At 59.6% G+C, this 12437-nt stretch carries 11 protein-coding genes; 5 read left to right on the plus strand and 6 right to left on the minus strand.

Features of this window, described 5'->3' with window-relative positions; translation table 11 throughout:
* Nucleotides 1–8 precede the first annotated feature (8 nt).
* The 3 genes from QE453_RS08190 to QE453_RS08200 all read right to left on the minus strand — a co-directional run bounded on the left by QE453_RS08190 (nt 9) and on the right by QE453_RS08200 (nt 2536).
* Nucleotides 9–800, minus strand: a complete 792-nt coding sequence (locus QE453_RS08190) for a Ku protein (protein WP_004444750.1) — start codon at nt 798–800, stop codon at nt 9–11.
* 87 nt (nt 801–887) lie between these two features.
* The gene (locus tag QE453_RS08195; RefSeq protein WP_004444749.1) at nt 888–1892 is read right to left on the minus strand and encodes an inorganic phosphate transporter; all 1005 of its coding nucleotides are present in this window, start codon (nt 1890–1892) and stop codon (nt 888–890) included.
* Nucleotides 1892–2536 carry a DUF47 domain-containing protein gene (locus QE453_RS08200; protein ID WP_135856262.1) on the minus strand — a complete coding sequence of 215 codons (645 nt, stop codon included), beginning with the start codon at nt 2534–2536 and terminating at the stop codon, nt 1892–1894. The genes QE453_RS08195 and QE453_RS08200 overlap by 1 nt, the downstream gene beginning before the upstream one ends.
* Before the next feature lie 113 nt (nt 2537–2649).
* On the opposite strand from QE453_RS08200, the gene QE453_RS08205 reads away from it, so the two are divergent.
* Complete coding sequence (locus QE453_RS08205; RefSeq protein ID WP_034497986.1) at nt 2650–3192, plus strand: NUDIX hydrolase; 543 nt, start codon at nt 2650–2652, stop codon at nt 3190–3192.
* 19 nt (nt 3193–3211) lie between these two features.
* Here QE453_RS08205 and QE453_RS08210 read toward each other — a convergent pair whose 3' ends face one another.
* On the minus strand, nt 3212–4120 hold the full coding sequence (locus QE453_RS08210; protein WP_135856259.1) for a hydrogen peroxide-inducible genes activator: 909 nt from the start codon (nt 4118–4120) through the stop codon (nt 3212–3214).
* Between the two features lie 205 nt (nt 4121–4325).
* Between QE453_RS08210 and katG the strand changes: the two genes are divergently transcribed.
* Entirely contained in the window at nt 4326–6497 is a 2172-nt protein-coding gene (gene katG / locus QE453_RS08215) for a catalase/peroxidase HPI (RefSeq protein WP_135856257.1), read from the plus strand.
* Between the two features lie 126 nt (nt 6498–6623).
* Here the strand turns inward: katG and QE453_RS08220 are convergent, their stop codons facing one another.
* A complete protein-coding gene (locus tag QE453_RS08220; protein WP_004444725.1) occupies nt 6624–6800 on the minus strand; it encodes a hypothetical protein in 177 nt (58 codons plus the stop codon).
* A gap of 225 nt (nt 6801–7025) precedes the next feature.
* On the opposite strand from QE453_RS08220, the gene QE453_RS08225 reads away from it, so the two are divergent.
* Nucleotides 7026–7919 carry an AraC family transcriptional regulator gene (locus tag QE453_RS08225; RefSeq protein WP_309776718.1) on the plus strand — a complete coding sequence of 298 codons (894 nt, stop codon included), beginning with the start codon at nt 7026–7028 and terminating at the stop codon, nt 7917–7919.
* A 125-nt stretch (nt 7920–8044) separates the two neighbouring features.
* Here QE453_RS08225 and QE453_RS08230 read toward each other — a convergent pair whose 3' ends face one another.
* Nucleotides 8045–10165, minus strand: coding sequence for a TonB-dependent siderophore receptor (locus QE453_RS08230; RefSeq protein ID WP_135856253.1), 2121 nt, complete (start codon nt 10163–10165; stop codon nt 8045–8047).
* A 221-nt stretch (nt 10166–10386) separates the two neighbouring features.
* Between QE453_RS08230 and QE453_RS08235 the strand changes: the two genes are divergently transcribed.
* Entirely contained in the window at nt 10387–11397 is a 1011-nt protein-coding gene (locus QE453_RS08235) for an iron-siderophore ABC transporter substrate-binding protein (protein ID WP_135856252.1), read from the plus strand.
* A 2-nt stretch (nt 11398–11399) separates the two neighbouring features.
* On the plus strand, nt 11400–12437 hold the full coding sequence (locus QE453_RS08240; RefSeq protein WP_404977887.1) for a FecCD family ABC transporter permease: 1038 nt from the start codon (nt 11400–11402) through the stop codon (nt 12435–12437).

Genomic DNA, 12437 nt, shown 5'->3' on the forward strand with positions numbered 1-12437 from the left:
ACCGCGTCTCAGCGCTTCTTTTCGGCCGCGATGCTTTTCTTCAAAGCGTCCATGATGTTGATGACGTTGCCGCCGGTTCGGGCCTTGGTGCCGGCCTTCTTGTTCGAGGCGGGCGCTTCATTGCCTTTGCTCTTGAGCAGCGACTTGATCTTTTTCTGGATCGGGTCCTGAACCAACGTCGGTTTCCACTCCGTCATCTGGCTGGAAATGCGTTTTTCCATGGCCTGCAGTAGCGGCTTTTCAAGTTTCATCTTCGGATCGAGAGCGTCGATGCTTTCGCGCACCTCCTCGCCGTAGTGCAATGTCCACAGGATGATGCCCTTGCCGGAAGGTTCCAGCAGCACGGCCCGTTCCCGCCGGTAGAGCACAAGCCGGGCAATGCCGAAAACGCCGTTTGCCGTCATGGCCTCGCGAATGACGCTGAAGGCTTCGGCGCCGATCTTGTCTTCCGGGCGAAGAAAGTGCGGTCGGTCGTACCAGATCCAGTCTATGGAGCCTTTTGGCACGAAGGTCTTGATATCGATGGTGCGGGTACTTTCGAGCGCCACCGCATCGATCTCGTCATCCTCGAGCAGCACATAATCGTCCTCGCCACGGGGAAAACCCTTCACCTGGTCTTTCGCCGCAACGGGGCGATGGGTGACGCTGTCGACATAACGGCTTTCGACGCGATTGCCGGTCTTGCGATTGAGAACGTGGAAGCGGTATTTGTTGCCTTCTGTCGTTGCAGGTGTCAGCGATACGGAAGCCGTCACCAGCGAGAGCTTCAGATAACCCTTCCAGAAAACCTGACGTGCCATTTCCCGCGATCCGCTTGCCCGTTGATCTCCCGGATCAAACCGCCACGGTGTGGTTTTTGTTCCGGGAGGGGCCGATGGGGCAGGGAGTCAGCCGAACAGCGACGTCAGCCAGTAAACGGAAGCGGAAATCAGTGCCGCGGCCGGCATGGTCACGATCCAGGCGATGACGATGTTGCCGGCCAGTCCCCAACGCACCGCGGAGACGCGGCGTGCGGCCCCGACGCCGACGATGGCGCCGGTGATGGTGTGTGTGGTGGAGACCGGGATGCCGAGCCACGTGGCGCCGAACAGTGTCAATGCGCCGCCCGTTTCAGCGCAGAAACCCTGCATCGGGTTGAGCCGCGTGATCTTCGAACCCATCGTATGAACAATGCGCCAGCCGCCGAACAAGGTGCCGAGCGCCATGGCAGACTGGCAGGAAATCACCACCCAGAAAGGCACGTAGAAACTCTCCCCGAGATGTCCCTGGCTGAACAGCAGCACGGCGATGATGCCCATGGTCTTCTGCGCGTCATTGCCGCCATGGCCTAGCGAATATAGCGAGGCGGAGATGAACTGCATGACGCGGAAGGTGCGATCGACTGCAAAGGGCGTCTGCCGCACGAAAAGCCACGATACCGCAAGCACCAGAAGCAGCGCGAGGAAAAAGCCGATAGCCGGTGACATGAAGATGGCGCCGACTGTCTTCAGCAGCCCCGACCAGACGATGGAATTGAAGCCGACCTTTGCCAGACCTGCGCCAACGAGGCCGCCGATCAAGGCGTGCGACGAACTGGAGGGGATGCCGAAAATCCAGGTGACGATGTTCCAGACGATCGCGCCGATCAGCGCCGCGAAAATCACCTGCGGAGATACGATGGCCGGATCGATGATACCGGTCCCGAGCGTTTCCGCCACATGCAGGCCGAAGAAGAGGAAGGCTATGAAATTGAAGAAGGCCGCCCACGCAACGGCATATTGCGGCCGCAGCACCCGGGTGGAAACGATCGTGGCAATGGAATTTGCGGCGTCGTGAAGACCGTTCAGAAAATCGAAGAACAGTGCAATGGCGATGAGGCCGACAAGCAGCGGCAGTGCAAGTGCGACATCCATCAGACGTTCTCGATAACGATGCCGCTGATCTCGTTGGCCACATCCTCGAAGCGGTCAACCACCTTTTCGAGTTCGCCGTAGATCTCGCTGCCGATCATGTAGGCCATGGCATTGCCGGCGGCGCCATGGCGGTGGAACAGGTCTTTCAGTCCCTGGTCGTGCAGGTCGTCGGAGCGCCCCTCGACGCGGGTGATCTCTTCGGCGATCGATGACAGGCGCTGGGCATTGGTGCCGACCTTTTCGAGAAGCGGAATGGCCTCTGCGATCAGGCTAGCCGCGCGCACGATCTCATGGCCCATCTCCTTCATCAGCGGGTCGAATTCGCTCTGCTCGAAGAGACGGATGGTTTTGACCGTTTTGTGCATCATGTCGATGGCGTCATCCATGGACTGGATAAGGTCCTTTATATCGCCGCGGTCGAAAGGCGTAATGAAACTGCGTCGCACCGCAAGCAACACGTCGCGGGTGATGTCGTCCGCCTGATGTTCGAGGGCAACGATGAGATCGCAGTTCTTTTCGACATCGACGCCGCTCAACAGGCTGTCCAGGGCTTCGGCCGCTTTGATGACGGTTTCGGAATGTTTGCTGAACAGGTCGAAGAAACGATCCTCGCGCGGCATCAGTTTGCGGAAAAAGCTCATCATGCGAATTGGCCCTCAGTGGCGCTTTTAATGTTGTGGGGGGTAATTGTCATAAAACTGTCATAAATGCACGCGGGGCATTGATGCAACCCGGAAAATCAGCACTATCAACGGATATGAAATCGACGAAAAAAAGCCGGAAATCCCGCCCGGCCCGCCCCCTGACATTGCTTCAGCAGCTTGCTGCGGTTCCGGAAAAGCTCTTCACAGGCGCTTTCCGGCAGCAATATGCTGCGCTGTGCTTTAGATATGGCGGGGGCGATGACAATGTCGAAATCCTGCTCGTTACCTCACGCACCAGCGGTCGCTGGATCATTCCGCGCGGCTGGCCGATGAAGCGCAAGAAGCCCCATGAGGCCGCGGCAATTGAGGCTTGGGAGGAGGCCGGTGTTCGTGGCCGGGTCAGAAAGGAAGCGGTCGGCCGCTATACCTATCTCAAGATGCTCGATGATGGCGAAGTCGTGCCCTGCGTCGTGGACGTGTTTCAGATCGAGGTGACGGGCGCGGAAACCAAATTCAAGGAGCGTGGCGAGCGCCTGGTGGAATGGGTTCGCCCGGACGAGGCCGCAAGAAGGGTCAGGGATATCGAGCTGAAATCGCTGCTGGTCGATTTCAAGCCAAAGGGCAAACGGAAGGGCCCGCAAGGCCGAAGTGCATGAAGACCTGAGATCGTAGCCATCAGGATGTGAGGCCGAGCTTCTGAAGACCACAGTCTCGGACGATCTCCGAAATATGAGCGAACTGCGTCGAAAGCGGGTTACTCTTCCGCCACACGATACCGATGGTGCGGGACGGTCGCGGTTCCGCCAGACGGAAGACCGAGACCGTGGACTGCCTTGTCTCCATGTCGACGGCCATTTGTGGAATGAGTGTGACGCCGATGCCGGCGCCGACCATTTGCACCAGGGTGGATAGTGAGCTGCCCTCCATCAGCACGCGGGGCGGCGCATTCGTGGTGCTGCAGAAGGATAGCGCCTGATTGCGGAAACAGTGGCCTTCCTCCAGAAGCAGCAGGCGCATTTCGCCGAGCTTGTCGGCGCTCGGCACCGGCATGCCTGCATCCTCCATCGGCCGCACCAAGATGAATTCCTCGGAAAACAGCGGGATTTCCTCCAGCGACGGTTCCGAGACGGGGAGGGCGACGATGGCCATGTCCAGCCGGGCCTCCAGAAGGTCCTCGATCAGTTTTTGCGTCACCGCCTCTCGCGGACGTGCTTCCAGCCCGGGGTAATGTCTCGTAAGCGTCTTGATGACCTGCGGCAGAAGATAGGGAGCAACAGTCGGAATGACGCCGATGCGCAGGCGGCCGCTGAGCGGCCCGTGCCGAGCCCGCGCCAGATCCTGCAGCTCATCGACCGATTGAAGGATCGCGCGGGTGCGCTCGGCAAACTCCTCGCCAAGAGCGGTCAACCTGATCTGCCGGCTGCCTCTTTCGACCAGCGGTGCGCCGATCAGTTCTTCCAGTTCACGGATCTGCAGCGAAAGGGCGGGCTGCGAAATGGCGCAGGCCTCGGCAGCACGCCCGAAATGGCCGATCTTCGCCAAAGCGTCAAAATAGCGGAGATGTTTCATGGAGAGCGAAATCATAAGCTCAGCATATCGCAGCCTTTAGAATATACAATTGGAAATTATGGAACCCGCCTGTTAGTCATCGTCCTGACAGAAAGAGGCTGTAGCTGTGAAAGGCCGTCAGTGTCGCTGCGGTTGGCAGTAACCCGTTGCGAACGCTGATTCCTACCGCTGCCCGTGTCGAACTTATTTTGTTTAATTGCTAAACCCATCGGAGGGCGAAATGGACGCAACTTCAAAACCGGCTGGCAAATGTCCCGTCATGCACGGAGGCAATACGGCTTCCGGCAAATCGGTGACCGACTGGTGGCCGAACGCGCTGAACCTCGATATTCTTCATCAGCACGACACCAAGACCAATCCGCTAGGCACCTCCTTCAACTATCGCGAAGCGCTGAAGACGCTTGATGTCGAGGCCCTCAAGGCCGATCTTCGGGCCCTGATGACCGACAGCCAGGACTGGTGGCCGGCTGACTGGGGCAGCTATGTGGGTATGATGGCCCGCGTTACCTGGCATGCCGCCGGCTCTTATCGCGTAACGGACGGCCGCGGCGGCGCCAACACCGGCAACCAGCGTTTTGCGCCGCTCAATTCCTGGCCTGATAACGTCAACACCGACAAGGGCCGCCGCCTGCTGTGGCCAATCAAGAAGAAATACGGCAACAAGATTTCCTGGGCAGACCTGATCGCTCTCGCCGGCACCATTGCCTATGACGTTGCGGGCCTGAAGACCTTCGGCTTCGCCTTCGGCCGTGAAGACATCTGGGCTCCGGAAAAGGACACCTATTGGGGTAATGAAAAGGAATGGCTGGCTCCGAGCGACGGTCGTTACGGCGACGTGACGAAGCCGGAAACGCTGGAAAACCCGCTTGCCGCCGTGCAGATGGGTCTCATTTACGTCAATCCGGAAGGCGTGAACGGCAAATCCGATCCGCTGGCGACGGCGGCGCAGATGCGCGAGACCTTCGCGCGCATGGGCATGAACGACGAGGAAACCGTGGCGCTCACCGCCGGCGGCCACACGATCGGCAAGTCGCACGGCAATGGCAGCGCGGCCAATCTCAGCCCCGATCCGGAAGCCGCAGGCCCGGAATATCAGGGCCTTGGCTGGATCAACACCAAGGGCCGCGGCATCGGTCGTGATACCGTCGTCTCGGGTATCGAAGGCGCGTGGACGAGCCATCCGACCAAGTGGGACAACGGCTTCTTCGACATGCTGTTCAAGCATGAGTGGACGTTGACGCACAGCCCCGCCGGTGCATCGCAATGGGCGCCGATCACCATTGCCGAAGAAGACAAGCCTGTTGACGTCGAGGATGCCTCGATCCGCACCATCCCGATGATGACCGATGCGGACATGGCACTGAAGGTCGATCCGATCTATCGTGAGATTTCGCTGAAGTTCAAGGATGATCAGGATCATTTCTCCGAAGTCTTCGCCCGCGCCTGGTTCAAGCTGACGCACCGTGACATGGGGCCGAAATCCCGGTATTTCGGACCGGATGTTCCCGCAGAAGACCTGATCTGGCAGGACCCTGTCCCCGAAGGCTCCACGAGCTACAATGTGGCTGCCGTGCAGGCCAAGATCGCCGCTTCCGGCCTTCCGGTCGCAGATCTGGTTGCCACCGCCTGGGACAGCGCCCGCACCTTCCGCGGTTCGGACAAGCGCGGCGGCGCCAATGGCGCACGTATCCGCCTTGCTCCGCAGAAGGACTGGGAAGGCAACGAGCCCGCCCGTCTTTCCCATGTGCTTTCGGTTCTCGAGCCGATTGCCCGTGAAACCGGTGCGAGCATCGCGGATGTCATCGTTCTGGCCGGCAATTACGGCGTGGAACAGGCGGCAAAAGCGGCCGGCTTCGATATCGCCGTGCCGTTTGCACCGGGCCGCGGCGACGCTTCCGCCGAGCAGACGGATGCTGACAGCTTCGCTCCGCTCGAGCCGCTGGCGGATGGTTTCCGCAACTGGATCAAGAAGGACTATGTTGTCAGCCCCGAAGAACTGCTGCTGGACCGCGCCCAGCTTCTCGGCCTGACTGCGCCGGAACTGACAGTACTTGTCGGCGGTCTGCGCGTCATCGGCGCGAACTACGGCGGTGCGGCACATGGCGTGTTCACTGACAAGCCCGGCGCACTGACAACCGACTTCTTCACGACGCTGACGGATATGGCCTATTCCTGGGTCCCGACCGGCAACAATCTCTATGAGATTCGTGACCGCAGGACTGGCGTGGCACGATATACCGCCACTCGTGTCGATCTCGTGATCGGCTCGAACTCGATCCTGCGTGCCTATGCGGAAGTCTACGCACAGGACGACAACAGTGAAAAATTCGTCCGCGACTTCATCGCCGCCTGGACGAAGGTGATGAACGCCGACCGTTTCGATCTTCTGTAACGAGCCTGTTTGCCATTAAAAAGCGCCTCCCTGAGCGATCGGGGGGGCGCTTTTGTTTTCGGCTTCTCGTAGATCGGCTTGGCGCTCTCACACGCGTTGCGCAAATGTGCTGGACGCGGCGGCGGCTCACCGACGGTCGGAAGACGGTACCGGACGCTCCGGGGATGATTTCTCCGCCCCTTGCGACGGGGTTCTGCCGCTCTTTTCATTCTCGTGGGCATCCGGTCCGGCCACGATGACGCCGCGGCCCTGTTCCTCGCGCTTCTTCTCTGCGAAGTCGCCGGGTTCCTTGTTGCGGTCCATGAATAATCTCCCTCGTTTGGTTTCTGTCAGGAATTCAACGGTCGTCCCGGGCAGAGGTTCCAGCCTTTTCGCGGGGGGAGAATGTTTCTATTCATAATGATCTTTGCTATTAACATGAATAGATAAGTCATGTTATGGCGGCGTGCAGGGTGATTGCCACGATTGCCCTGTGCCACGTTTGTTTCCACGCCTCGGCCTCGGCTCGACAACCGGACGGTAATTGCATTGGGTTTCTGGCATTCCATGACCTGGCACACGGAAGGGATCAGCGTCACCGCGCCGGTCAAGTGGCGCCAGTTCGACGGGCTGGTCAGCGCTTTCTGGGAGGCGGAGAGCCAAGTGGGGGCGAAAGGGTATTATCTCGCCGCCGATCCGCGAATCATGATTTTCTTCAACGACGTCTCGTCACGGATCCGCATATCAAATCGCGACGGCGAGCTTTCGCAACATTCGCGGCCGATGACGCGGGCGGTTTACGTGCCGGCAGGCGTGCCCATGTGGACGGGCAGCAACGCCACGCATCGTTTTTCCCATCTCAACCTGCATATCCACAAGGACCGCCTTCTGCGCTTCCTGTCCCCGGCGGTCGGCGGTTCGGCGGCCATGACCGCGTTACGCCGTCCGGTCGAGATACAGGATATCGGCGGAGTGGAAACCCTGGCGGGCCTGCTGGTGGATGAACTGGCCGAGCCGCAGAAACATCCGCTTTATGCCGAAAGCCTCGTCGGCAGTATTGTTGCCGGCTTGCTGGATATTCCCGGATCAACGCCCGAGCAGGCCAGTGGCAGGCTGACGCAGGCGCAGATGAACCGGTTACTCGCCCGCGTGGAAAAGCGCGGTGATGACCGCATGACGGTCGCCGAGATGGCCGATATTGTCGGGCTGTCGGAAAGCTGGTTCGCCACGGTGTTTCGCCAGACAACCGGCAAAACACCTCTGCAATGGCAACTTGAGCGGCGTATCGATGCCGCACAAAAACTTCTGCTGGAAGGCGATCTGACGGTGGCCGATATTGCTGCCCAGCTCGGTTTTTCCGATCAGGCTCATCTCACCAAGGCTTTCCGTCAGTCCGTGGGTAACACGCCTGCTGCCTGGCGACGTCTGCACAGGCTGCTTTGAAAAGGCGGGATTTGCGTCCTGATGCGTAGGCCGTGGTGGGCGACCGCCTGTTTGAATCTCGGGCAAGCCAGAGCATGACATCAGGAAATATCCACAATATATTGAAGTATTGTGGATATCTTACATCACCATGTTTTGCGCAGAGTAACCGAAAACGCCCTGCCCGGATTGTAGAAGTCTGCTCCGAACCCGCCATAAGAAACGTGTTTTTCGTTGAAAAGGTTGGAGACATTGACATCCAGCGAGGCGGTTTCCTGGATCTTGTAGCTGAATGCCGCATCCACGGTCACACTGCTTCCGGTTTCGACCTTGTTGGCGTTGTCGAAATAATAGGCGCCGGTATAGCGGCCGCCGAGACCGAACGTCATGTCACCGAAATGGTCGTTGCCCGCAAGCGTATAGTTGACCCATAGTGAGGCCTGATGTTCGGGCACAAACTGCGGCCTGTTGCCGACATTGCCGCCAGTGCCGTTTTCGGTGATTTCCGCATCGAGATAGGAATAGGCTGCCGTCAGGCTGAGACTGTCTGTGACCTCAGCCTTGGCCTCGAGGTCAAGACCACGCACACGCACCTCGCCGATCGTTGTGGGCAGGCTGGTGATCGGGCTTGTGACGGTGATGTTGTTCTTTTTCAGATCGTAGATCGAGGCGGTGAAGAGAGCCGGGAAAGCGTCCGGACGGTACTTTACGCCGAGTTCGATCTGTTCGCCGCGCTCCGGCTCGACGGTGAGACCGGACGCGGGCACAACCGATTCAGCATAGCTGATATAGGGCGCGATCTCGTTGGTTATCTTGTAGGACACACCAATGCGCTTCGTAAGTTCGCTGATGTCGCCGCTCGCCGTCGTGCGGTTCAGCCGGTTTGTCTGGTCGGTGTCGATCCAGTCGTTTCTAAGGCCGGCGCTGATGGTGAGCCTGTCGAAGAAGGTCAGGTCCTGCTGCAGATAGAGCGCTCTTGTCTTCTGGTCCGTCAGGGAGTCCGCATAGAGCGGCACGGAAGAGGGCGCGCCGGTATAGATCGGGTTCATCCAGTTGATGCTCGGTGCAGCGCCAAAGTAGCTTTTGCTGCCCGAGGTGTAGTCATTATAGAAAACACCGACCAGGCTGCGGCTTTCGACGTTGTCGAACCGCGCGTCATATTGCAGGCGCGTGTCGACCAGGAAGTTTTCGGTCTCGGTGTCGTTGCCGAAGTAAGAACGATTGGCGATGGTCGAACCGTTGGTCGGCGTCGACGATATATAGGCATAACCGAAGTCCGTATTCGCCTTGCTGTAGCGCGCGTTGGAACTCAGCGTCAGACCGGATCCGAAATCGTGATCGAACATCACGCTCAGCGAGTTGCGGTTCGTGCCGCGATAGTTGTAGTCGGGTTCTCCGAAGAAGCGGCTCCGGTCGAAATGCGAGCCGACGGGATGGCCGCCGCCACCGGGAACGCCATCCTTGTTAAGATGGTCGTAAACGACAGTGAGGCTGGTGGCGTCGGTCGGACGCCAGGTAAGACCGCCCATGAAGAATTTCTCATCGTCGCGGGAATAGTCATATTCCGCATCTGCGTTGCGAAGCTTGCCGGTCAGACGATAGGACAGAGTGTCGTCGCCGGTGATGTTGTCGCCGAAATCGAAGCCGGTTTCCGCGCGGCCATAAGAACCGCCGGTCACATAGGCTTCGCCGAAGCGCGCATGTTTCGGCACTTTTGTGGCGTAATTTACCGAACCGCCGGGGTCCGAAACGCCGAAGGTGGTAGAATTGCCGCCCTTTATGACTTCGACGCGCTCATAGGCATAGGTTTCTTCGCGCAGCGCGCCGAAGGGGCGGCCGAGCGTCAAGCCGTCGCGGTACATGTAAGCGTCGAAACCGCGAATCTTGAAATAGTCGAAACGGTCGTCGGAGCCGTAAAAATCCGTGGTGACGCCGGCGGTATATTGCAGTGCTTCTTCCACCGTCTGCACGCCGCGCTGCTGCATTTCCTTGGCGGTGATGACAGAGACAGAGGCAGGTGTGTCGAGAATATCGGTCGCCATCTTGCTGCCGCTCGTCGTGCGGGTGGCGACGATCGATTTCTGATCATTGTCACCGCTGTCGATGGTGATGGTCTCCAGAACCGTGCTGCCGCCCGTGTTGGCAGCCTCCTGCGCCACGAGAAGGCCGGGCATGGAAGCGGCAAGCGCCGTGCAGGCCAGCAGGGCCGCTTTCCCGTGGAGACGTCGCGCGGTTTTGCGGTTTCTGCCTTGGATTTCGATATTCATTGGTAGGTTCCAGAAATTAATGCCCCGATCGCCGTTTTCACGGACCACTCTCGATGCGCCCAATAACTTGAGAAAGTTTGTCCGGTATTGTAGATTTTTGCGGTTTTGTACAAAACCCCGGAAATTTCACCGCTGTTGCGGAAGCATTTCCTCACCGGACTTGACGGGGGCAATTGAAGCTGAGAATTCAAGTCCACTTTTGAACTTTGAAAGCCTCGCTCATGCCCCGCCTGTTTTGTGGTCTTCTACCGGTCTTCGTGTTTTTTCTGTCCGTGATCGCACAGAATACAGCTGTGGCGGAGGAGACGGCACCCTATCCCGTCACCATCAAACATGCTTTCGGCACGACGACGATTGCGAAGAAGCCCGAGCGGGTCGCCACCGTTGCCTGGTCCAACCATGAGGTGCCGCTGGCGCTCGGCATCGTGCCCGTCGGCTTTGCCGCCGCCAACTTCGGCGATGATGACGGCGACGGGCTGCTGCCCTGGGTGGCAAAGCGGCTAGCCGAGCTCGACGCGTCAAAGCCTGTGCTGTTCGATGAGGGTGACGGCATCGATTTCGAGGCTGTGGCGGCAACGCAGCCGGATGTCATCCTCGCGGCCTATTCCGGCCTCAGCCAGTCCGACTACGACACGCTCAGCCAGATCGCGCCGGTGGTCGCTTATCCTGTCTCGCCATGGGCAACGGACTGGCGCGACATGATCCGGCTGAATAGCGCCGGTCTTGGAATGGCCGCAGAAGGGGAGGCGCTCATCAGGCGCATCGAGGGTGAAATAGCCGAGGTCGTTGCCGGCCACCCGCAACTGAAGGGCAAGTCGGCCATGTTTGTCACCCATCTCGACGCTACCAATCTCAGCGTCGTCAATTTCTATACCGCCAATGATACCAGGGTGAAATTCTTCGAGGATCTTGGCCTTGCGTCCCCCAAAAGCGTTGTGGAGGCAACGAGGCCTGGGCAATTCGCTGCCGGTATCAGCGCCGAGCGCGTCGATGCCTTCGACGATGTCGATATCATCGTGACCTATGGTAGCGAGCCGCTACTGAATGCCATGCGCGCCGATCCGCTTCTCGCTCGGATGCCCGCCGTCTCAAACGATGCTGTCGTCATGCTGGGGCGCGATCCGCTCGGCACCGCCTCCAATCCCACACCTCTGTCGATTTCGTGGGTGTTGAAGGACTATGCCGATCTTCTGGCAAAGGCTGCTGATAAATCCTCCGGGAAATCGCAGTGACGATGTCTGGATCCGGCAAAGCGACGGCCGTGCTGCTAGCCGGCCGCTCCAACCGCGTGCGATCGGCATGGCTTGGCGCGGTGCTGGCGCTTCTCTCGCTGCTTTGTGCGCTGTCCGTCGCCATCGGCACGCGTGACGTCTCATTCACGGATATTGTTGGTGGGCTCAGCGGCCGCGTCGAGACGGTTGCCGAGGCAGCGGTTGCCGTGCGTTTGCCGCGCACGCTGCTTGCCCTGCTTTCCGGGGCGGCACTCGGGCTGGCCGGTGCCATCATGCAGGGTGTCACGCGCAATCCGCTTGCCGATCCCGGTATTCTCGGTGTGAACATGGGGGCGTCGCTCGCCGTCGTCATCGGCATCGTCTGGTTCGGCATCGCCTCGGCTCATGCCTTCATCATGGTCGCAATTGCAGGGGCGGGGGTATCGGCGGTTTTCGTTTATGTTGTCGGTTCGCTCGGCCGAGGCGGGGCGACCCCGCTGAAACTCGCACTTGCGGGTGCCGCCACCTCCGTCGCCTTTTCCTCGCTCGTCATCGCCGTGGTGTTGCCGCGCAGCGATATCGCCGGCGGCGTCCGCGCCTGGCAGATCGGTGGTGTCGGCGGGGCGACCTTCGAACGTATCGAGACCGTATTGCCCTTTCTGGCTGCCGGTTTCGTCATAAGCCTGCTTTCGGCGCGGAAGTTGAATTCACTGGCGCTTGGCGACGAGCTGGCCGCCGGCCTTGGAGAAAACGTTGCCGTCGCCAGAGCCATGGCATCCTTCGGCGCCATTCTTCTGTGCGGCGCTGCCACCGCCATTTGCGGCCCGATCGGTTTTGTCGGTCTGGTGGTGCCTCACCTCTGCCGCTTGCTGGTCGGGGTGGACAATCGCTGGCTCCTTCCGTTTTCTGCACTTGGAGGCGCCTGTCTGCTGCTAGCCGCCGATATTGTCGGCCGCATCGTCGCGCGGCCCTCCGAACTCGATGTCGGTATCGTCACGGCGTTGGTCGGCGCGCCCTTTTTCATCTGGATCGTCAGACGGCAGAGGGTGCGTGAGCTGTGA

The sequence above is a fragment of the Agrobacterium sp. SORGH_AS_0440 genome (assembly GCF_031453135.1).
Lineage (GTDB): Bacteria > Pseudomonadota > Alphaproteobacteria > Rhizobiales > Rhizobiaceae > Agrobacterium > Agrobacterium pusense.

Excerpts from the sequence above, each read along its gene's own strand:
- QE453_RS08220 (WP_004444725.1), bottom strand. The coding sequence starts at position 6,800 with ATGGACCGCAACAAGGAACCCGGCGACTTCGCAGAGAAGAAGCGCGAG.
- QE453_RS08240 (WP_404977887.1), top strand. The coding sequence starts at position 11,400 with ATGTCTGGATCCGGCAAAGCGACGGCCGTGCTGCTAGCCGGCCGCTCC.
- QE453_RS08230 (WP_135856253.1), bottom strand. The coding sequence starts at position 10,165 with ATGAATATCGAAATCCAAGGCAGAAACCGCAAAACCGCGCGACGTCTC.
- QE453_RS08205 (WP_034497986.1), top strand. The coding sequence starts at position 2,650 with ATGAAATCGACGAAAAAAAGCCGGAAATCCCGCCCGGCCCGCCCCCTG.
- QE453_RS08195 (WP_004444749.1), bottom strand. The coding sequence starts at position 1,892 with ATGGATGTCGCACTTGCACTGCCGCTGCTTGTCGGCCTCATCGCCATT.
- QE453_RS08210 (WP_135856259.1), bottom strand. The coding sequence starts at position 4,120 with ATGATTTCGCTCTCCATGAAACATCTCCGCTATTTTGACGCTTTGGCG.
- katG (WP_135856257.1), top strand. The coding sequence starts at position 4,326 with ATGGACGCAACTTCAAAACCGGCTGGCAAATGTCCCGTCATGCACGGA.
- QE453_RS08235 (WP_135856252.1), top strand. The coding sequence starts at position 10,387 with ATGCCCCGCCTGTTTTGTGGTCTTCTACCGGTCTTCGTGTTTTTTCTG.
- QE453_RS08190 (WP_004444750.1), bottom strand. The coding sequence starts at position 800 with ATGGCACGTCAGGTTTTCTGGAAGGGTTATCTGAAGCTCTCGCTGGTG.
- QE453_RS08200 (WP_135856262.1), bottom strand. The coding sequence starts at position 2,536 with ATGATGAGCTTTTTCCGCAAACTGATGCCGCGCGAGGATCGTTTCTTC.